Genomic DNA, 18,744 nt, shown 5'->3' on the forward strand with positions numbered 1-18,744 from the left:
GCTATCGCAGGCAAGCCAGCTTCCACAGGGGTTAAGCGTATGTTCAGTGATTGAAGAGTCCCGTCATCGCTCTGAGCCGCTTCTTGTACAACCGCCGCGCCTCCAAAGCCTCCTCCAGACTCACCGCCACAAACCCCGCTCGCTGGTTGGGCTGCATTTGCCCGATCAAGTCCAGGTCGGCGCTGATCACCGTGCCAATCATCGCGTAGCCACCGCCCGACACCGCATCGCGGTGCAGCACAATCGGCTCCAGCCCCGCCGGTACTTGAATCGAGCCAATCGGGTAGCAACTGTCCACGATGTTGGAAGGATCGGAGCCGGCGCCAAACGGCTGTTCCCGCGGCTGGAAGCTCAACGCGCTGCCGCCCTTGAAGCGATAGCCAATGCGATCGGCCTCGGAGCCGACCGTCCACGGCTCGGCAAAAAAGCTGCTTTTGGCCTCCAAGCTCAAGCGTTCGTAATACAGCCCCGGCACCACCCGCAACGTCACATCGCCGCCGACCGAACGCCGCAACGCCATCGGCAAGCTGTTGCCCGCACGCCCGGTACCGCTGGCGCTACCGATCGGCAATTGATCGCCCTCCTGCAAGCGTCGGCCATTAAACCCGCCGAGGGCGCCGAGGGTGTAGGTGGAGCGGCTGCCGAGCACCAACGGCACGTCGATACCGCCAGCGACGGCGAGGTAGGTGCGTGCGCCGGCGTTGGGAAACTCGAACCGCAGCACCTGCCCGGCGCGTACGGCAAAGGCGGTGTCCTGATGCACCACATCACCGTCCAGGCGCGGCGACATCAAGGCGCCGCTCAAGGCCACCAGCGCGTCCTGCTGGAACTCCAGCGCCGGCCCGATCAGCGTGCATTCCAGGCCCGCCGCGCCCACGGGATTGCCCACCAGGTGGTTGGCCGCACTCAACGCGTATTGGTCCAGCGCCCCCGATGGTGGGATGCCCAAATGGTAATAACCTTCGCGGCCCAGGTCCTGCACGGAGGTGGCGAGGCCGGGTTTGAGGACCTTGATCATGCCAGCGCCTCCTGCAGGGTTTTCGGATAGCCAATGGGGTCGGCGAGAAAGGCATCCAGAGAAAATTCCACCGGGCGAATGCGCAAGTCGAAACGCCCGGCGTCCACCTCGGCGACCGCCAGGTCATATGCCTCGCGGTCCATCGGCTTGAACTGCACGATATCGCCAGGGCGGAAGAACACCATGTGCTCCTTGAGGTACGCCAACTGCTGCGCCGGGTCGTAGATCGGTGCCGGGGTAACGCCGAACATCTGATAACCGCCCGCCCCTCGCACTGAGTAGATACAGCCAAAGCAACCGCCATGGCCCAGCGTCAGTTTCGGTGTGTCGGTGCGTGGCCGCAGGTATTTGGGCACCTGCAATTGCCGCTCGCGTTCGACCATCTGGAACATGAACGGCAAGCCCGCGACAAAGCCGACCATCGACACAAACCACGGCGCGCCACTGTAGGCGGCGATGAACGCTTCCACGTCGGCCAGGCCATTGATGCGTGCCGCGTATTCCAGGTCTGTGCCGCTGGGGTCTTGGTGGCGGTCACGAAAACGCATCAGGGTTTCGTGGGTCCAGGGGTCGTTATAGAGCACCGGGATTTCGATGATGCGCGTGCGCAAGGTGCGCTCAGTCACCGCCTGGGCTTCGGCGCTTTGCACCGCGTCGAGCAGCAAATGGGGCGCGATGCGGTCGGGGTCGAAGCGAATCTGGAAGGATGCATTGGCCAGGCAGACATCCAGTACGCCTTCCAGCGCCAGGCGCTCAACCGCGCGGGTCACCGCCATGCCCTTGAAAAAAGCCTCCAGGGACATGCTGTCGCTGACCTCGGCAAATAGGTGTTCATCACCGCCGAAGCTGTAGCGGATGGGGGACGTTTCAGCCATGTCTGTTCCTCTTGGAATCATTGTAGAAAGGCAGGCAAAAAAGTAAGGGTTGGATCTTATCGGGGTGTTCTGACGTCGATACCCGCCTGGTCCAAGGCTTCACGGGTAGCCTCCACCAGATCCAGGGCGCCAGGGGTGTCGCTGTGCAGGCAGATGGAATCGAATTCGATCGCAAGGTCTTCGCCTTCGACGGTACGTACCAGGCCGGCCTGACACGCACGCAAGACCCGGGCGGCCACTGTGGCTGGGGCCAGCGCCCGCACATTGCGGGTAAACACGATGGAGCCGCTCAGGTCGTATTCACGGTCGGCATAGAACTCGCGCACCACCGGCTGCCCCAGTTCCTTGGCGATGCGCCAGATCACCGAGTTGGGCATGCAGTACAGCATCAGCGTGGGCTCAATGATTTGCAGGTTCTGCACCAACAGCCGGGCGGCCTCTTCGTCACGGGCCAGGTGCATGTAAAGCGCGCCGTGAGGCTTGATATGTTGCAGGGTCACGCCTTGGGCACGGGCCATTTCACGCAGGGCACCGAGCTGGTAGAGCATGTCGTCCACCAATTCCTGCGCCGGTGCGTTGATGTGCCGGCGACCGAAACCCACCAGGTCACGAAAGCCTGGGTGCGCGCCGATGGCCACACCCAGTTGCTTGGCGCGCTCGACGGTGCGGCGCATGGTGCCCGGATCGCCAGCGTGAAAGCCGGTGGCGATATTGGCCGAGCTGATATAGCCCATCAGCTCTACGTCGACGCCGTCGCCGATGGTCCAGGGGCCAAAGCTTTCGCCCATGTCTGAATTGAAATCCACTGCCTGCATCGGGGTCGCTCCGCCAAAGGTGATGCCCGCAAAGTAGGCCGGGGCTTGACCCCTTGGGAAGATCTATTATCAGATGGCCCAGCTTCTGAAAATCAGATAGCTTTTTATCCTCGACCCTAGATCGTTCCCACGCTCTGCGTGGGAATGCAGCCATGGACGCTCTGCGTCCGCACTTGAGACCGTGACGCGGAGCGTCACAAGAGGAATTCCCACGCAGAGCGTGGGAACGATCAATAAGCAGAGTGCGATATGTCTTTAACCTTGCGCCAGGTTCGCTACTTCGTCGCCACCGCCGAGATCGGCCAGATATCCCAGGCGGCGATTCACTTGAATATTTCCCAATCGGCGGTGACCACGGCGATCAAGGAGCTGGAAGCCATGCTCGGCGTGCAGTTGTTCGTGCGCTCGGCCCAAGGCATGAACCTCACCGACGCCGGGCGGCATTTTCTCAACCGTGCCTATGTGATTGTGCGCAGCGTGGAGGACGCCCTCAACAGCCCGTTGCCGGACTACCGCGCCAGCGGCGTGATGCGGGTGGCGGCCAGCTACACGGTGCTGGGTTATTTTCTGCCGCACCATTTGCAGCGCATGGAGCATTGGCATCCGGACGTAACCATCGAGGTGTTCGAACAGGAGCGCCAGGCCATCGAACAGGGCCTGCTCGACGGCCAGTTCGACATGGCCGTGGTGCTGACCGCCAACCTTACCCACGCGGATATCGTCTCGGAAATTCTGTTCAACTCCGAGCGCCGCTTGTGGCTGCCCAGCCATCACCCGTTGTGCGAACGCGGTGCCGTGAGCCTGGCCGACGTGGCCCAAGAACCCTACATTTTGCTCACCGTCGACGAAGCCGAACACAGCGCCATGCGCTACTGGGAACAGGCCGGGCAAACGCCCAAGGTGCGGCTGCGCACCAGCTCAGTGGAGGCGGTGCGCAGCATGGTTGCCAACGGCAGCGGCGTGGCGATCCTGTCAGACCTGGTGCACCGGCCCTGGTCCCTGGAAGGCAAACGCATCGAAACCCTGACCGTGACCGACCCGGTCACACCCATGAGCGTCGGCCTGGCCTGGCACCGCGAGCGCGCGTTTACCCCAGCGATGCAAGCGTTCCGGGATTACTTCCACGACGCGTTTCTGGCGCCCCAGCAGTTGTCGGCACGCCGTTAAAGATGAGCTTGCAGGGTGGCGGTCAACCAGTCCATGAACACCCGCACTCGCAACGGCAGATGCCGCTGGCCGGCGTACAGCAACGACACATCCAAGGGCGGCGCTTGGTAGTCGGGCAGCACCGCCACCAACTCGCCGCTGGCCAATAAGTCGCGTATCCCGAGCTGCGGCACCTGGGTGATGCCAAACCCGCCCATGCACGCCGATTGATAGGCGTCGGTGCTGTTGACCGTCACCCGGCCTGCCATCGGCAGCCGCTGCACCTTGTTGCCCACCATGTATTCGAACCCGGCCGAGCGTGCGCCCAGCGGCCGCACGTAATGCACCAACTGGTGATGCGCCAGGTCTGCCAGGGTTTCGGGCACGCCATACCGTTGCAGGTATGCCGCGCTCGCGCAGTTGACCATCGGCATGCTGCACACCCGCCGCGCTACCACGGTTTGATCGGGCTGGGCGCCGACGCGCACCACGCAATCAAAACCTTCGGCGATCAGGTCCACCTGGCGGTCCGAACCGCTGATCTCCATGTCGATCAGAGGATGGCGCGCCATGAACGTGGGCAAGTTCGGCAAGATCAAGCCCCGCGCCATGACGTTGGGCATGTCCACGCGTATGCGCCCGGCCAATTGGGTTTCGTCCTGACGGAACAAACCTTCCAGCTCTTCCATATGCGCCAGCAGATCCTTGCTGCGCTCATACAACACACGACCATCCTGGGTCGCCTGCACCTTGCGCGTGGTGCGTTGCAACAGCCGTGCGCCGAGCAACTCCTCCAACGCCTGCACATGCTCGGAGACCGTAGAGCGCGGCAAGCCCAGACTTTGACCGGCCTGGGTAAAGCTCGACAACTCAGTAACGCGTACGAAGGTGCGCAGCAACTCAAGCTTGTTCATTAAATTGTTCGCCTTATCCGGCCAGTGATTCCGATATCAGCCTGTTTATCACGTTATGGCCGGACAAATACACTCAGTCCCACTCACCCCATTCGAGGACTGCACCATGACCCGTAAAATCGCACTCATCACTGGCGCCAGCCGTGGCCTGGGTAAAAGCGCCGCCCTGCACCTGGCTGCGCAAGGCATCGACATCATCGGCACTTACCACAGCGCAGCGGCTGAAGCCCAAGCCGTGGTTGCCCAGGTAGAGGCCTCGGGCGGTCGCGCCGCCATGCTGCAGCTGGACGTCAGCCAGAGCGCAACCTTCGATGCATTCGTTGGCCAGATCGGCACCCTGCTCAAGGATGTGTTCGCCCAGGAACATTTCAACTTCCTGATCAACAATGCCGGGGTTGGCACCTACGCAAGCTTTGCCGAAACCACCGAAGCCCAGTTCGACCAGTTGGTGGCGATCCATGTGAAGGCACCGTTTTTCCTCACGCAAAAACTGCTGCCGCTGATCAGCGATGGCGGGCGCATTATCAATGTCTCCAGCGGCCTGGCGCGCTTCAGCCTGCCGGGGTATGCCGCCTACGCGTCCATGAAAGGCGCGGTGGAAGTCTTGTCGCGCTACCAGGCTAAAGAACTGGGCCCACGGGGTATTACCGTGAACACCCTGGCACCGGGCGCGATTGCCACCGACTTCGGCGGCGGCGCGGTGCGCGATAACACCGATGTGAATGCGATGGTTGCCAATAACACCGCCCTGGGCCGCGTAGGCTTGCCGGACGACATTGGCGGGGCGATTTCGACCTTGCTGGCCGATGGCAGTCATTGGATCACCGGCCAGCGGATCGAGGCGTCGGGGGGGATGTTCCTCTAAACGGCTTCCCCTCTGTAGGAGCGAGCTTGCTCGCGAAAAACTCAAGAGCGCCGCGTGTTTCCAGAGGCCTCGCGTTATCGTTAGCGATCTTCGCGAGCAAGCTCGCTCCTACAGTGGGCGGCGTTTTTTTCGCTGATTTTTTCCCGAATGACGTCATAACCCCAGTGGTACACGTAGGTGTACGGCAGGAAGAACAACAGCACGCCAATGTCGAGGATGAAGGCCTCCAGCAGGCTGATCTTCATCAAGGCGGCAATCAACGGCACTGCCAAGAGAATCAGGCCGCCTTCAAACAACAGCGCGTGCAGCACACGGGTCCAACCACCGTTGGCCAGTTGCAGGCGGGTTTTAAGGCGGTCGAACAGGCTGTTGAACACCACGTTCCAGCTCAGTGCCAACAGGCTGATGCCCAGGGTCACTGCGCCCATTTCCAGCGCCGGCCGGCCGGTGATCCACACCAACAGCGGCGTGCAAATCAATAAGGCCAGCCCTTCGAAACCAAGGGCTTGAAACACGCGTTCAGTAAAGGATTTGGTAGGGGTCATGACCCGGCTCCGTGAGTGACGATGGTTGCCATGATCAGGCTTTGTCTCGATACTTCATAACCAATAACCATCGATCAAGGCGATAGTCATGGCCTCCCATGAAGTGCTTCAGGCGTTTGTCCAGGCGGCCACCCAAGGCTCGTTTTCCGCGGCGGCGCGCAAGCTGGGCAAAAGCCAGTCCACCGTGAGCGCGGCAGTGGCCAGCCTTGAGATTGACCTGAACGTGGTGCTGTTTGACCGCAGCAGCCGCAAGCCGACCCTCACGCCGGCGGGGCAAGTGTTGCTGCAAAGGGCTGAGCAAGTGCTGGAAGCCAGTAGCCGCCTGGAGCTGGCAGCCAGTCAGTTATCGCAAGGCCTGGAGCCGAAGTTGAGTCTCGCCATGTCCGATACTTACCAATCCGATCGATTCGAGGTCGCCCTCACGGCCTTCGAGCAACGCTACCCGGACCTTGAGCTGGAATGCCTGATCGCGGAATGCGAAGACTTGATCGCACTGGTGCAAAGTGGCCGGGCGCAGATCGCGTTTATCGAGAAACAAGAAGCCTACCCGCCGGACCTTTCCTTCTCCACGGTGGAGGAGCGCACGGAGATCGCGCTGTTTGTCTCGCCTGGACACCCATTGGCGACCCTGGACAAGGTTCACCCGCACACCTTGCAACAACACCGGGAGTTGCGTTTGGCGAGCATCATCAGCCCCAATGAAAACCGCGGCACGCAGCGAGTATGGTCGGCGCCGAGTTACCTGATGCTGATGGAGATGGCACAGCTGGGGTTTGGCTGGGCACCGATTCCACGCTGGCTGGTGGAGCGCTTTGGCGGCAACCAGTTGGTTGAACTCAAGGTGCGCAGTTGGCCGCGTTCGGTGGCGGTGGATGCGCTGTGGTCCCGGCACCAGCCGCCGGGGCCTGCGGGGAGCTGGTTGCTGGGCAAGATGCTTGAATGAGCCTGTAGGAGCGAGCTTGCTCGCGAAGAACGTCAACGATAACGCGTGCTTCCTGAAGAAACGCGGCGTCTGTGAGTTTTTCGCGAGCAAGCTCGCTCCTACATTTGGATCGTCACTGCCTGGAGGAATTGAGTTCGGCGAGACGTCGCGTGATGAAGCGTTTTTCTGGCGCCTGTTGCGTCAGCGACAACGCTTTTTCGTACGCGCTGCGGGCTTCGTCAAACCGCCCCAACTGCCGGCAAAACTCCCCACGCGCCGAATGCGCCAAGTGGTAGTCCTGCAACTCACCGCGCTGCAAAAGGTTGTCTACCAGCACCAACCCCGCCAACGGCCCCTGCTCCATCGCCACCGCTACCGCACGGTTCAACTCGATCACCGGCGACGGCACAGACCTGAGCAATACATCGTAGAGCCCGACAATCTGCCGCCAATCGGTTTCCCCTGCGCTGGGCGCCTCGGCGTGCACGGCGGCAATCGCAGCCTGCAAGCAATACGGCCCGAAGCGTGGCGTCATCAGCGCCTGCTCCACCAATGCGCAGCCTTCAGCGATCAAGGCCCTGTCCCAAAGCGTACGATCCTGAGCGTCCAACAGCACCAGTTCGCCGCTGGCAGAAGTGCGGGCAGGCCGACGCGACTCGTGCAGCAACATTAACGCCAGCAAGCCCATGACTTCCGGCTCGGGCAGCAACTCCAGCAGCAAACGCCCCAGGCGAATGGCCTCCAAGGTCAGGTCCTCACGGGTGAGGTCGGCACCCGCTGACGCCGAATAGCCCTCGTTGAACACCAGGTAAATCACCCGCAGCACACTGTCCAATCGTTCGGGCAATTCGGCGCGGGACGGCACTTGATACGGAATTTTCGCCTCACGGATCTTGCCCTTGGCGCGCACGATGCGTTGGGCAATGGTGGTGGGCGTGGCAAGAAAAGCGTGAGCGATGGCCTCGGTGCTCAGGTCGCAGATCTCGCGCAAGGTCAGCGCAACCTGGGCATCGGCTGCCAACGCTGGGTGGCAGCAAGTGAACATCAGGCGCAGGCGGTCGTCTTCCACGTCTTCATCACTCCAAGGCGCGGCCTCCAACGCCTCGGCCTGCTCTTCCAATAACGGCGTAAAACGCGACTGCCGACGCAGGCGGTCGATGGCTTTGAAGCGACCGGTGGACACCAGCCACGCCCGTGGATTATCCGGCACGCCATCCTCGGGCCAGCGCTGCAGGGCGACGAAAAATGCTTCGTGCAGCGCCTCCTCGGCCAAGTCGAAATCACCCAGCACACGAATCAACGTCGCGAGCACGCGGCGTGATTCGCGGCGGTAAATAGCGTCGATCTGCTGGGTCAATCGACCATGTCCTCGGTCACCAACTTCACCAGGCGGTCCAGGCTCTGGCCCCAGCCGTCATGAAAGCCCATGGCTTCGTGGGCCTGCTTGTCCTCGGCACTCCAGTGCATGGCGCGGGCGGTATAGAGGGTCTTTTCGCCGACCTCCTCAAAGGTGACTTCGGCGCTCATGAACGGCTTGCCCGAAGGCACCCAACCCGGCATAAACGCGTCGGTAAACACCAGGCGGTTGGGCGCATCGATTTCCAGAAAAACGCCCTGGGTCGGGAACTCGCTGCCATCGGGCGCACGCATCAAGGTGCGGAACAAGCCGCCGACCCACAGGTTCATCTCGCATTCAGGGGTGGTCATGCCGTGGGGGCCCCACCATTGTTGCAGCAGGGTTGGCTCAGTCCAGGCGCGAAACACCCGGCGGCGCGGCGCATCGATCAAGCGGCTGATGGACAGCTCAAATTGGGCGGGTTGAGTGTTCACGGGAAACCTCCTCACGTCTTTTGATTATTGTGTTGAGAGATTCAATTGGCGCACGGGGCGCACTTCCACACTGCCGACCCGGGCCGCCGGAATGCCGCCAGCCACCTGGAGCGCTTCATTGAGGTCCTTGGCGTCGATCAGGTAGAACCCGGCGAGCTGCTCCTTGGTTTCGGCAAACGGCCCGTCGGTGATCGACAGCTTGCCGTTGCGCATGCGCACGGTGGTGGCGGTGGTCACCGACTCCAGCGGCTCGGCGGCCAGCATGCGCCCGCTGGCCTGGACGGCCTCGGCGTAGGCCAGACATTCCGAGTCGTGGGGGCTGTCGGGCGAGGTGTGCAACACCTGTTCATCGCTGTAGATCAGGCACAGGTATTTCATGGCGTTCTCCGTTTTCGGACTACTGACTATAGTTCGCGGTGCTCAAGGTTTCAGGTCGAACAACGCCGTGCCGCTTTGCATATCAAACGGCGCCGACCAGTGCTCGTGCACCACCTTCCATTGGCCATCGATACGCTGGTAGCCGGCGGTCACGCGCATCCAGCAGGCCTTTACCTCGCCGTCCGGCCCGGCGCCGCCGCAGTGGGCCAGCCAGTGGGCAAACGCACTGTCTGGCGCATCGACGACATGCAATTCATGAAACTCGAAGATGCCGGGGCCGGGGCAGTGCTCCATGCACGCCTCCCAATGCGCGCGATAGGCCGCCTTACCCTTGAATTGCAGAGCGGTTACAGCGTCGAACGAGACGATATCGTCGGTGTAAAAGCTGACAATCTGGTCGATATCGCGACTGACGACGGCGTGTTTCCATTGCTCGATCAGGCTCTTGATTGCAGTGCTCATGGCGATGACTCCTTGGGGTGAAAAATCACGGAAGACACCCTTAGTCGAATGGCACCGAGGGAAATCGACATCCCCCTGAAAAATAATTTCCCGTGGCTCAAACCCGATAAACTGCCACTTCTCTTGCAGCCGTTCGGATAGTCCCATGCCAACCCGCCTCGTTGCTTACGAGGCGCTGAACGCTGTGCAACAACAGCAAGTCGGCGCCATCGAAGTTCACCCTGAGCAACTGCCGTTTTGCGGTGATATGTATTGCGCCCTCAATACCCTGCTCGCCAACCCGAGCCCTGGGGTCAAGGGCTTTGCGCTGTTGGTCGACGACCTTCCTGTGGCGTTCTTGCTGCTCAAGCGACCACCGTGCCTGCCTCATTGGGCCGATGAACACAGCGCCACACTCCACGCGCTACAGGTAGACCGGCATCAACAGGGGCGTGGATACGGCAAGATGTGTTTGCAGGCGTTGCCCGCCGTGGCGCGCGAGGCCTGGCCGCAGATCAAGGGGTTGGAGTTGTCGGTGGATGCCCACAACCTGGCGGCAATGGGGTTGTATCTGGGGGCGGGATGGGTGGATCGCGGTGAGGCGTACAAGGGTCGTGTAGGGTATGAGCGTCGGTTGAGTTTCAGGTTTAATCCATAGCGGCAATGTCACGTAAACATGACTTTTAAGCGTGCATGTCGTGTTTACGTGACATCGGGTGCAGTGTCAGCCCCGCTCCCCGATCGGCAGCCAGATTTCCACCGTCCCCGTGCCCTTCCTGGCATCGAAGTCCGCGCTATAGCGCTCGAAATCCGCGCCCATGACCTTGTAGCCCGAGTGCGGCAGCCATTCGAACATGATGCGCTCGTAGGTTTGCTCAAGCGCCTGCACCGGCCCGTAGTGGGGGAACACGGCATAGTTGAGTGGCGGAATTTCGATCACCTCGAAATTGCTCGGCACGTCCTTCTTGGCCGGGACTTCAACACCTGCCAGGTAATCGAATTCGCCGTGATGCGGGTTATGGCACACCCCGTAGGTCACACCGCCGACGCGCTTCTTGATGTCTTTGATACAGGTATCGAACAACTCCCACAGCCGTGGGATATCGCCAACGGTGGCCTTCGAATATCGCCCTTGTACCCCGGCGATCACCAGGGCCTTACCGGCTTCCAGGCGTGACTCCAACGGTTTTTTTGTCTGCTGATCCATACGAACAGTCTCCTTCTTATGAGGGAACAAACCCGCATCGAGTATAGGGGCATATCCGCGTTGTACTCCATGTAGAAAAATTTCCTACGCATCTGGACAACTGGCCATCATCGCCCGTATTGTCTGCCCCGCAGGCCACCGCAGTGGCCGACGTCGCTCGGACGGTTCCGGGCGCTTACGTACCTCGAGGCAACAATGGCAGACCAAGGTTCGCCGCGCCGCTTTGCGCGCATAGATCGACTCCCCCCGTATGTATTCAATATCACTGCCGAGCTGAAGATGGCTGCGCGTCGGCGCGGCGAAGACATCATCGACTTGAGCATGGGTAATCCTGACGGCGCCACGCCTCCTCATATCGTGGAGAAAATGGTCACCGTCGCCCAGCGTGAAGACACCCACGGCTACTCCACCTCCAAAGGCATTCCGCGCTTGCGCCGGGCGATTTCGCGTTGGTACAAGGACCGTTACGCGGTGGATATCGACCCGGAGTCCGAAGCCATCGTGACCATCGGTTCCAAGGAAGGCCTGGCGCACTTGATGCTGGCCACCCTGGACCAGGGCGATACCGTGCTGGTGCCCAACCCCAGCTACCCGATTCATATCTACGGCGCAGTGATTGCCGGCGCCCAGGTACGTTCGGTGCCGCTGATACCGGGCGTGGATTTCTTCGCAGAGCTGGAGCGCGCGATTCGCGGCTCGATCCCCAAGCCGAAGATGATGATCCTCGGCTTCCCGTCCAACCCGACCGCGCAGTGTGTGGAACTGGACTTCTTCGAACGGGTGATCGCCCTGGCCAAGCAGTACGACGTGCTGGTGGTGCACGACTTGGCCTACGCCGACATCGTCTACGACGGCTGGAAAGCCCCCTCGATCATGCAAGTGCCCGGCGCCAAGGACATTGCGGTGGAGTTTTTCACCCTGTCCAAGAGCTACAACATGGCCGGCTGGCGCATCGGCTTCATGGTGGGCAACCCTGAACTGGTCAACGCCCTGGCACGCATCAAGAGCTACCACGACTACGGCACCTTCACCCCGCTGCAAGTGGCGGCGATTGCGGCGCTGGAAGGCGACCAACAGTGCGTGAAGGACATCGCCGAGCAGTACCGCCAGCGTCGCAATGTGCTGGTCAAGGGCCTGCATGAACTGGGCTGGATGGTGGAGAATCCGAAGGCGTCGATGTACGTCTGGGCCAAGATTCCCGAGCAGTACGCGGCCATGGGCTCGCTGGAGTTTGCCAAGAAACTGCTATTGGAAGCGAAGGTGTGTGTGTCGCCGGGGATCGGCTTTGGTGAGTATGGCGACGATCATGTGCGCTTTGCGCTGATCGAAAACCAGGACCGGATTCGCCAGGCCGTGCGGGGGATTCGCGGGATGTTCAGGGCGGATGGGTTGGTGACTAAAGCCTGACCTGATCCACCTGAAGAAACCCAATCAATGTGGGAGCTGGCTTGCCTGCGATGGCAGTGTTGGATTCACTACCGCTATCGCAGGCAAGCCAGCTCCCACATTTGATCAGTTCCCACCCTTGCTTTGGGGTGTGGCTTACACCACCAACGACAGCAACATGATGAAGATCAGCGCCACGATCGACAGAATGGTCTCCATCGCCGTCCAGGTCTTGAACGTCTCGGCCACGGTCATGTTGAAGTACTGCTTGACCAGCCAGAACCCCGCATCGTTGACGTGAGACAGGATCAACGAACCCGCGCCCGTCGCCAGTACCAGCAACTCGCGGTTGACGCCAGGGATCATCCCCACCACCGGCACCACAATGCCCGCGCCGGTAATGGTCGCGACCGTCGCTGAACCGGTGGCAATCCGAATCACCGCCGCCACCAGCCACGCCAGCAGGATCGGGTTGATCTGCGCGTTCACCGCCATATGGCCGATCACGTCGCCCACGCCGCTGGTCACCAACATCTGCTTGAAGCCACCACCGGCACCGATGATCAGGATGATCGCGGCGGTGGGCGCAAGGCTGGCGTCGAGCAGCTTGAGGATTTGCTTGGAGTGGATACCCTGGCGATGGCCAAAGGTGTACAGCGACAACAGCAAAGCCAGCAACAGTGCGGTGATCGGGTGGCCGATCATGTCCATCCAGTTGCGTACCACGTTGCCTTCGGCGAACGCGATGTCGGCAAAGGTTTTGAGCAGCATCAGGAACACCGGCAGCAGCACGGTGACCAGGGTGATGCTGAAGCTGGGCAGCGACTTGTTATCGGTTTCGCGGGCCAGTTGGTCCACCAGTTCCTGGGACGGGTTGCCCGGGATGTACTTGGCGATGAACGTACCGAAGATCGGGCCGGCGATGATGGCGGTCGGCAGTGCGACGATCAGGCCGTACAGGATGGTCTTGCCGATATCGGCACCGAACACGCCGATGGCCAGCAGCGGGCCCGGGTGCGGTGGCACCAGGCCGTGCACCGCCGACAGACCGGCCAGCAGCGGGATACCGATCTTGATCAACGACACGCCGGTACGCCGGGCGACGATAAACACCAGCGGGATCAGCAACACAAAGCCGATCTCGAAGAACAGCGGGATGCCCACCAGGAACGCGGCGAACATCATGGCCCACTGGACCTTCTCTTTGCCGAAGGCGCGGATCAGGGTCTGGGCGATCTGATCGGCACCGCCGGACTCGGCCATCATCTTGCCGAGCATCGTGCCCAGCGCGAGGATGATGCCGACAAAGCCGAGCACCCCGCCGAAACCGTCCTGGAACGCCTTGATGATCTTGTCCACGGGCATGCCCGAGGTCAGGCCGAGGAAACCGGCCGCGATGATCAGTGCAATGAACGGGTGCACCTTGAACTTGGTGATCAGTACGATCAACCCGATGATAGTGACTACTGCATCTAGCAGCAGGTAAGACTCGTGGGACATGCCAAACATGGGGGGTCTCTCCTGTTTGTTGTTGTTATTAAAGCGGGTGTTGAACTTCCTGCCGGGGATAGCGCTATCTTTTCCGGCAAAAAATTAATGAGTAGGTTCAAAGCCGTGCTTGCGCCACCAGGTATGGGTCTGCGCGGCCAGTTCCTCGACGCTGTCTTCACTGGCGTTCAAGGCCAGGGTCAGCGGCTCGCCCTTGGGCGATTCAAGGGTGGCGAACTGGCTGTCGATCAGGCTCGCCGGCATGAAATGGCCGGGGCGGTGAGACACGCGGTCGGCGGCGACTTCGCGGGTCAGCTCCAGGAAGACAAAACCCAGGCCCGGCGCAGCTTCGCGCAGGTGGTCACGGTATTTTTTCTTCAGGGCCGAACAGGTCAGTACAGGATGCTCGCCCGCTTTCAACGCGCGACGCAGTTCATCGCACAGGATATCGAGCCAGCCGGCGCGGTCGTCGTCGTTGAGGGGGTGGCCGGCGCTCATCTTTTCGATGTTCGCGGCAGGGTGAAAGCTGTCGCCTTCAATGGCAGTGGCGCCGTTAAGGGCGCACAGGGCTTGGCTGACGCTGGACTTGCCACAGCCGGAAACACCCATGATGACCAGGGCGGTAACAGGTTGACTCATGAAACACCTCAGGACGCAGATAGCGCTACCTTTGCATAGCGTAAGGCTAGTGCAAAAACAGGCTTTTCCCGCGCCGACTTGTCATTTTTATGGAGTGACGCGTGCATCCGTTCCAACAGATTGACTTCAAGAGCTGGACAGGATCAGGCAACCCTTTATCCAAGAATTTGCAGCCCTTTGGAGACAGCGCTACCTTAGTGCCTCGATTTTTGTTTGGCAAGCCGCCTGATGACCTCCAAGAACGATAAAAATACCCGCACGACGGGCCGCCCTACCCTCAATGAAGTTGCGCGCCTGGCCGGCGTCAGCCCGATCACGGCCTCCCGTGCCCTGCGCGGTATCAGTACCGTGGCCACCGAACTGGTGGAAAAAGTGCAACAGGCCGCCGCCGAACTGAGCTACGTGGTCAACCCCGCCGCCCGGGCACTGGCCTCGGCGCAGAGCCATTCGGTGGTGGTGCTGGTGCCGTCACTGTCCAACCTGCTGTTTATCGAAACCCTCGAAGCTATCCATCAGGTACTGCGGCCCAAGGGCTTTGAAGTACTGATCGGCAACTCCCATTATTCGCGTGATGAAGAAGAAGACCTGCTGCGCAACTACATGGCCTACCAGCCACGGGGTTTGTTGCTGACCGGTTTTGACCGCACCGAAAGCGCGCGACGAATGGTCGAGGCCAGCAATGTGCCCTGTGTGTACATGATGGATCTGGACCCCAATGCCGGGGTGAACTGTGTGGGCTTCTCGCAACTGGCCGCCGGCGAGACCGCGGCGGCGCACTTGCTGTCCCGGGGGCGCAAGCGCCTGGCCTATATCGGCGCACAACTGGACCAACGCACCTTGCTGCGTGGCGAAGGCTTTCGCCGCGCCTTGCAACAGGCCGGCATGTACGATCCGGCGCTGGAGCTGCTGACGCCACGGCCGTCCTCCGTGGGCCTGGGAGGCGAACTGTTTTTGCAACTGCTGGCCGCCCACCCGGATGTGGACGCGATCTTCTTCGGCAACGACGACCTGGCCCAGGGCGCCCTGCTCGAAGCCCTGCGCCATGGCATCAAGGTGCCTGAACGTGTGGCGGTGCTGGGCTTCAACGACCTACCCGCCTCGTCATTCATGGTGCCGCGCCTGAGCAGCATCAGCACGCCACGGGAAGCCATCGGGCGTCGGGCAGCAGAGCATCTGCTGACGATCATGGCGGGCAACAAGGTGGCCAAGCCAGTGGTGGATATGGGGTTTGAGTTGCAGGTGCGCGAGAGCACCTGAGCGTCGAGCCGAACGCAATCAATGTGAGAGCTGGCCATGTAGTGTCCACAGAATCAGCGCCTGGCACAGATCCCCTGTGGGAGCGGGCTTGCTCGCGAAGGCGGTGGCTCAGTCAACGCATCTTCAACTGAACCACCGCTATCGCAGGCAAGCCAGCTCCCACATTTTCGGCCGTGCCCGCTTCACACCCTCGCCGCCGTGCCCGGCCCCTGCTAGATTGGTCACTCTCTTAGATGCCAGGGAAGCACCATGGGCCATTCACTGAAAATCTTGGGTCGTACCTCTTCAATCAACGTGCGAAAAGTACTGTGGACCTGCCAGGAGTTGGGCATCGACTACGTGCGCGAAGACTGGGGCATCGGTTTCAAGCCTACCCAATCCCCCGATTTCCTCGCCTTGAACCCCAACGCCCAGGTGCCAGTGCTGATCGACGACCATGGCGTGCTGTGGGAGTCCAATACCATCTGCCGCTACCTTGTCGGCCTCTACCAGCGCCATGACTTGCTACCCGTTGAGCCTGCCTTGCGTGCACGGGTCGAACAGTGGATGGACTGGCAAGCCACCGAACTCAACCCTTCGTGGGGCTATGCGTTCCACGCACTGGTGCGTCAAAACCCGGACTATCAGGACCCGCAACGCATCCAGGCGGGTGTGCAGGCCTGGAATGACAAGATGGCCTTGCTAGAACAACAGTTGACCAAGACCGGCGCCTACGTGGCCGGCGAAGAGTTCACCCTCGCTGACATCTTGATAGGCCTTTCGGTACATCGGTGGCAGATGACACCCATGGAGCGGCCACCCTACCCCGCCATCGCGGCGTATTACCAACGCCTCAGCCAGCACGCCGGCTTCAAGACGTTCGCGCTCGACGGCCACAATTAGAGAAGCAGTTGCGCACGTTAAGCTCCAAGCCCAATAGCGGTTTGGCTTAAAGCTCGAAGCTTCCAACTCGCCTAACTGAAGGTTATTCATGCCCCCACTCGCCGCCTGCGTCTCAGACCCCACCCGCGCCGCCCACATCAGCGCCCGCATCGACCGCCTGCCCGCCGTCGCCACTATTTGGCGCCTGGTGGCGTTACTCTCCATCGGCGGTTTTTTCGAGCTGTATGATCTATTCCAAACCGCCTATATCAGCCCTGGCCTGATCAGCGACGGGATTTTTCATACCGGCAGCGAAGGTGTTTTCGGTTTCTCCGACCAAGCCGCTTTCGCCTCGGCCACGTTCCTCGGCCTGTTCCTCGGCGCCAGCCTGCTCAGCCCCATCGCTGACCGCTTCGGGCGACGCGCGATTTTCACCTTTGCGTTGGTCTGGTACACGGTGGCCACGGTGTTGATGGGCATTCAAACCTCGGCCTTGGGCATCATCTGCATGCGCTTTCTGGTGGGCATTGGCCTTGGCATCGAACTGGTGACCATCGACGCCTACCTCTCGGAACTGGTGCCCAAACGTATGCGCAGTTCGGCGTTTGCCTTTGCGTTTTTTATCCAGTTTCTGTCCGTACCGGCCGTGGCGTTGATGTCGTGGTGGCTGGTGCCACAGGCGCCGTTCGGTATCGCCGGGTGGCGCTGGGTGGTGTTGAGCAGTGCAGTGTTTGCATTGTTTATCTGGCAACTGCGCAAGCGCCTGCCGGAGTCACCGCGCTGGCTTGCACAAAAGGGACGCTTCGAAGAGGCCGACACGATCCTGAACAACCTGGAGGCACGCTGCCGAAAGGACCACGGCAAGCCGCTGGACGAACCGGAACCCGAAGCTATCAGCGTGCAGGGCAATGGCCGTTTCGCCGATATCTGGCAGCCGCCCTACCGTCGCCGCGCCTTGATGCTGATCGTGTTTCATGTATTCCAGGCCATCGGCTTCTTCGGCTTTGGCAACTGGCTGCCGGCCTTGCTCTCGGGCCAGGATGTCAGCGTGACCCACAGCCTGCTCTACGCCTTCATCATCACCCTCGCCTACCCGCTGGGCCCGCTATTGTTCGTCAAGGTGGCCAACCGCTTTGAGAACAAGTGGCAAATTGTCGGCTCGGCCATGGGTGCAGTGATCTTCGGCAGCCTGTTTGCCCTGCAAACCACAGCGTTAGGGCTGATTTTCTGCGGGGTGATGATCACCTTCTGCAATGCCTGGCTGAGCTTCAGTTATCACTCGTACCAGAGCGAATTGTTCCCCACCAATATCCGTGCGCGAGCGGTCGGGTTCTGCTATTCGTTCAGCCGTTTATCCACGGTGTTCAGCAGCCTGTTGATCGGTTTTATCCTCGAGCACCTGGGCACGCCGGGCGTGTTGGCGTTTATTGCCAGCAGCATGTTGATCGTGATGATTACCATCAGTTGGTTTGGGCCGCGCACGCGAAACCTGGCGCTGGAGAACATCGCTCACTGACGGCAACGGTTGGCCGCACAAGGAGAAGGCTTGCCGCGCCGACGACGCCAGCCCCAGTAAACACTGGGGTCTGACAACCGGCACAGTATTTGCTCCAGCTGTCGCACCGTGTGTTTTCATAGGTGAACGATCATGCTGGTTAACAACACTCAAGCGGCGTCGAACGTGCAACAGATCACGCGACCCGACATGGACCCCGCCAACGCCGCCGCCAGTGCGCTGTACAGCGGCGCCCTGCAGGCTGCGCAACACAGCGTGACAGTGCCCGCCGCGCAGAGGGAATTGGACAAGGCCAACGATCGCATCGACGAAGCCTTCGCCAAGACTCGCGTGCAGTTACAGGCCACAACTAATGGGGCACGTACCGAGTTCACCGAATACATGAGCAAGACCCCAGCCGAACGTATTCGTGAACAGTTACTCAAGGAACAAGGGCTGACCGAAGAACAAGTGCAGGCGATGCCCCAGGACAAACAAGACGCCATCGCCAAACAAGTGGCCGAGCGCTTGAAAGAACAGCAACAGCAGCAGGTAGCGGCGAAGGCTACTGCTTCGCCAACCCAGATAATGAAAGAGACCCTGGCTGCGATCTGAGCCTGTGGGAGCTGGCTTGCCTGCGATAGCATCACCTCGGCTCATCT

Annotated in this window: 21 protein-coding genes; 9 read left to right on the top strand and 12 right to left on the bottom strand. The window is 60.9% G+C overall.

Going from position 1 to position 18,744, the window contains the following annotated elements; translation table 11 throughout:
- Window positions 1-43 precede the first annotated feature (43 nt).
- Genes HBO10_RS14335 through HBO10_RS14345 form a run of 3 tightly spaced genes read right to left on the bottom strand, consistent with a single transcriptional unit; the run spans window position 44 to window position 2,708 of the window.
- Entirely contained in the window at window positions 44-1,018 is a 975-nt protein-coding gene (locus HBO10_RS14335; protein ID WP_034128491.1) for a biotin-dependent carboxyltransferase family protein, read from the bottom strand.
- Window positions 1,015-1,893 carry an allophanate hydrolase subunit 1 gene (locus tag HBO10_RS14340; RefSeq protein WP_034128492.1) on the bottom strand — a complete coding sequence of 293 codons (879 nt, stop codon included), beginning with the start codon at window positions 1,891-1,893 and terminating at the stop codon, window positions 1,015-1,017. The genes HBO10_RS14335 and HBO10_RS14340 overlap by 4 nt, the downstream gene beginning before the upstream one ends.
- A 56-nt stretch (window positions 1,894-1,949) precedes the next feature.
- Window positions 1,950-2,708, bottom strand: coding sequence for a 5-oxoprolinase subunit PxpA (locus tag HBO10_RS14345; protein WP_034128493.1), 759 nt, complete (start codon window positions 2,706-2,708; stop codon window positions 1,950-1,952).
- Between the two features lie 249 nt (window positions 2,709-2,957).
- Here HBO10_RS14345 and HBO10_RS14350 point away from each other — a divergent pair, with 249 nt between their 5' ends.
- A complete protein-coding gene (locus tag HBO10_RS14350) occupies window positions 2,958-3,875 on the top strand; it encodes a LysR family transcriptional regulator (protein WP_034128494.1) in 918 nt (305 codons plus the stop codon).
- On the opposite strand, the gene HBO10_RS14355 is transcribed toward HBO10_RS14350, so the two are convergent.
- Entirely contained in the window at window positions 3,872-4,768 is an 897-nt protein-coding gene (locus tag HBO10_RS14355) for a LysR family transcriptional regulator (protein WP_034128495.1), read from the bottom strand. The genes HBO10_RS14350 and HBO10_RS14355 overlap by 4 nt on opposite strands.
- Window positions 4,769-4,874: 106 nt before the next feature.
- Here HBO10_RS14355 and HBO10_RS14360 point away from each other — a divergent pair, with 106 nt between their 5' ends.
- Window positions 4,875-5,633, top strand: coding sequence for an SDR family oxidoreductase (locus HBO10_RS14360; RefSeq protein WP_034128496.1), 759 nt, complete (start codon window positions 4,875-4,877; stop codon window positions 5,631-5,633).
- An 80-nt stretch (window positions 5,634-5,713) separates the two neighbouring features.
- Here HBO10_RS14360 and HBO10_RS14365 read toward each other — a convergent pair whose 3' ends face one another.
- Window positions 5,714-6,178, bottom strand: coding sequence for a multidrug/biocide efflux PACE transporter (locus HBO10_RS14365; RefSeq protein ID WP_034128497.1), 465 nt, complete (start codon window positions 6,176-6,178; stop codon window positions 5,714-5,716).
- 88 nt (window positions 6,179-6,266) lie between these two features.
- On the opposite strand from HBO10_RS14365, the gene HBO10_RS14370 reads away from it, so the two are divergent.
- Complete coding sequence (locus HBO10_RS14370; RefSeq protein WP_034128498.1) at window positions 6,267-7,121, top strand: LysR family transcriptional regulator; 855 nt, start codon at window positions 6,267-6,269, stop codon at window positions 7,119-7,121.
- Between the two features lie 112 nt (window positions 7,122-7,233).
- Here the strand turns inward: HBO10_RS14370 and HBO10_RS14375 are convergent, their stop codons facing one another.
- From HBO10_RS14375 to HBO10_RS14390, 4 genes are read right to left on the bottom strand one after another with little or no spacing between them, the layout of a single operon-like run.
- A complete protein-coding gene (locus HBO10_RS14375) occupies window positions 7,234-8,457 on the bottom strand; it encodes an RNA polymerase sigma factor (protein WP_034128499.1) in 1,224 nt (407 codons plus the stop codon).
- Window positions 8,454-8,930, bottom strand: coding sequence for an SRPBCC family protein (locus tag HBO10_RS14380; RefSeq protein WP_034128500.1), 477 nt, complete (start codon window positions 8,928-8,930; stop codon window positions 8,454-8,456). Before HBO10_RS14380 ends, HBO10_RS14375 begins: the two co-directional genes overlap by 4 nt.
- Before the next feature lie 24 nt (window positions 8,931-8,954).
- Window positions 8,955-9,308 (bottom strand): YciI family protein, encoded by a 354-nt coding sequence (locus HBO10_RS14385; RefSeq protein WP_034128501.1) that lies wholly within the window; start codon window positions 9,306-9,308, stop codon window positions 8,955-8,957.
- Between the two features lie 42 nt (window positions 9,309-9,350).
- Window positions 9,351-9,770 carry a nuclear transport factor 2 family protein gene (locus HBO10_RS14390; RefSeq protein ID WP_034128502.1) on the bottom strand — a complete coding sequence of 140 codons (420 nt, stop codon included), beginning with the start codon at window positions 9,768-9,770 and terminating at the stop codon, window positions 9,351-9,353.
- 145 nt (window positions 9,771-9,915) lie between these two features.
- On the opposite strand from HBO10_RS14390, the gene HBO10_RS14395 reads away from it, so the two are divergent.
- Window positions 9,916-10,407 (top strand): GNAT family N-acetyltransferase, encoded by a 492-nt coding sequence (locus tag HBO10_RS14395; protein WP_014719637.1) that lies wholly within the window; start codon window positions 9,916-9,918, stop codon window positions 10,405-10,407.
- 66 nt (window positions 10,408-10,473) lie between these two features.
- Here HBO10_RS14395 and HBO10_RS14400 read toward each other — a convergent pair whose 3' ends face one another.
- On the bottom strand, window positions 10,474-10,956 hold the full coding sequence (locus tag HBO10_RS14400; protein WP_034128503.1) for a GyrI-like domain-containing protein: 483 nt from the start codon (window positions 10,954-10,956) through the stop codon (window positions 10,474-10,476).
- Between the two features lie 195 nt (window positions 10,957-11,151).
- Between HBO10_RS14400 and alaC the strand changes: the two genes are divergently transcribed.
- A complete protein-coding gene (gene alaC / locus HBO10_RS14405; protein WP_019819319.1) occupies window positions 11,152-12,363 on the top strand; it encodes an alanine transaminase in 1,212 nt (403 codons plus the stop codon).
- 135 nt (window positions 12,364-12,498) lie between these two features.
- Here alaC and HBO10_RS14410 read toward each other — a convergent pair whose 3' ends face one another.
- Both HBO10_RS14410 and HBO10_RS14415 read right to left on the bottom strand, forming a co-directional pair.
- Complete coding sequence (locus HBO10_RS14410; RefSeq protein ID WP_014719640.1) at window positions 12,499-13,851, bottom strand: GntP family permease; 1,353 nt, start codon at window positions 13,849-13,851, stop codon at window positions 12,499-12,501.
- An 84-nt stretch (window positions 13,852-13,935) separates the two neighbouring features.
- Window positions 13,936-14,469: a gluconokinase gene (locus HBO10_RS14415; RefSeq protein ID WP_034128504.1), complete on the bottom strand. Its 534-nt coding sequence runs from the start codon at window positions 14,467-14,469 to the stop codon at window positions 13,936-13,938.
- Between the two features lie 225 nt (window positions 14,470-14,694).
- Here HBO10_RS14415 and HBO10_RS14420 point away from each other — a divergent pair, with 225 nt between their 5' ends.
- The 4 genes from HBO10_RS14420 to HBO10_RS14435 all read left to right on the top strand — a co-directional run bounded on the left by HBO10_RS14420 (window position 14,695) and on the right by HBO10_RS14435 (window position 18,697).
- Window positions 14,695-15,726: a LacI family DNA-binding transcriptional regulator gene (locus HBO10_RS14420; RefSeq protein WP_161793224.1), complete on the top strand. Its 1,032-nt coding sequence runs from the start codon at window positions 14,695-14,697 to the stop codon at window positions 15,724-15,726.
- Between the two features lie 249 nt (window positions 15,727-15,975).
- Complete coding sequence (locus HBO10_RS14425) at window positions 15,976-16,608, top strand: glutathione S-transferase (protein ID WP_034128505.1); 633 nt, start codon at window positions 15,976-15,978, stop codon at window positions 16,606-16,608.
- Window positions 16,609-16,696: 88 nt separating this feature from the next.
- Window positions 16,697-18,103: an MFS transporter gene (locus HBO10_RS14430; RefSeq protein ID WP_169922013.1), complete on the top strand. Its 1,407-nt coding sequence runs from the start codon at window positions 16,697-16,699 to the stop codon at window positions 18,101-18,103.
- A 132-nt stretch (window positions 18,104-18,235) separates the two neighbouring features.
- A complete protein-coding gene (locus HBO10_RS14435) occupies window positions 18,236-18,697 on the top strand; it encodes a hypothetical protein (protein ID WP_034128507.1) in 462 nt (153 codons plus the stop codon).
- The last annotated feature ends 47 nt before the right edge of the window (window positions 18,698-18,744 follow it).

The sequence above is a fragment of the Pseudomonas sp. WS 5503 genome, from assembly GCF_012985385.1.
In the GTDB taxonomy this organism is placed as follows: domain Bacteria; phylum Pseudomonadota; class Gammaproteobacteria; order Pseudomonadales; family Pseudomonadaceae; genus Aquipseudomonas; species Aquipseudomonas paracarnis.

Excerpts from the sequence above, each read along its gene's own strand:
- HBO10_RS14335 (WP_034128491.1), bottom strand. The coding sequence starts at position 1,018 with ATGATCAAGGTCCTCAAACCCGGCCTCGCCACCTCCGTGCAGGACCTG.
- HBO10_RS14340 (WP_034128492.1), bottom strand. The coding sequence starts at position 1,893 with ATGGCTGAAACGTCCCCCATCCGCTACAGCTTCGGCGGTGATGAACAC.
- HBO10_RS14345 (WP_034128493.1), bottom strand. The coding sequence starts at position 2,708 with ATGCAGGCAGTGGATTTCAATTCAGACATGGGCGAAAGCTTTGGCCCC.
- HBO10_RS14350 (WP_034128494.1), top strand. The coding sequence starts at position 2,958 with ATGTCTTTAACCTTGCGCCAGGTTCGCTACTTCGTCGCCACCGCCGAG.
- HBO10_RS14355 (WP_034128495.1), bottom strand. The coding sequence starts at position 4,768 with ATGAACAAGCTTGAGTTGCTGCGCACCTTCGTACGCGTTACTGAGTTG.
- HBO10_RS14360 (WP_034128496.1), top strand. The coding sequence starts at position 4,875 with ATGACCCGTAAAATCGCACTCATCACTGGCGCCAGCCGTGGCCTGGGT.
- HBO10_RS14365 (WP_034128497.1), bottom strand. The coding sequence starts at position 6,178 with ATGACCCCTACCAAATCCTTTACTGAACGCGTGTTTCAAGCCCTTGGT.
- HBO10_RS14370 (WP_034128498.1), top strand. The coding sequence starts at position 6,267 with ATGGCCTCCCATGAAGTGCTTCAGGCGTTTGTCCAGGCGGCCACCCAA.
- HBO10_RS14385 (WP_034128501.1), bottom strand. The coding sequence starts at position 9,308 with ATGAAATACCTGTGCCTGATCTACAGCGATGAACAGGTGTTGCACACC.
- HBO10_RS14390 (WP_034128502.1), bottom strand. The coding sequence starts at position 9,770 with ATGAGCACTGCAATCAAGAGCCTGATCGAGCAATGGAAACACGCCGTC.
- HBO10_RS14395 (WP_014719637.1), top strand. The coding sequence starts at position 9,916 with ATGCCAACCCGCCTCGTTGCTTACGAGGCGCTGAACGCTGTGCAACAA.
- HBO10_RS14400 (WP_034128503.1), bottom strand. The coding sequence starts at position 10,956 with ATGGATCAGCAGACAAAAAAACCGTTGGAGTCACGCCTGGAAGCCGGT.
- alaC (WP_019819319.1), top strand. The coding sequence starts at position 11,152 with ATGGCAGACCAAGGTTCGCCGCGCCGCTTTGCGCGCATAGATCGACTC.
- HBO10_RS14410 (WP_014719640.1), bottom strand. The coding sequence starts at position 13,851 with ATGTTTGGCATGTCCCACGAGTCTTACCTGCTGCTAGATGCAGTAGTC.
- HBO10_RS14415 (WP_034128504.1), bottom strand. The coding sequence starts at position 14,469 with ATGAGTCAACCTGTTACCGCCCTGGTCATCATGGGTGTTTCCGGCTGT.
- HBO10_RS14425 (WP_034128505.1), top strand. The coding sequence starts at position 15,976 with ATGGGCCATTCACTGAAAATCTTGGGTCGTACCTCTTCAATCAACGTG.
- HBO10_RS14430 (WP_169922013.1), top strand. The coding sequence starts at position 16,697 with ATGCCCCCACTCGCCGCCTGCGTCTCAGACCCCACCCGCGCCGCCCAC.
- HBO10_RS14435 (WP_034128507.1), top strand. The coding sequence starts at position 18,236 with ATGCTGGTTAACAACACTCAAGCGGCGTCGAACGTGCAACAGATCACG.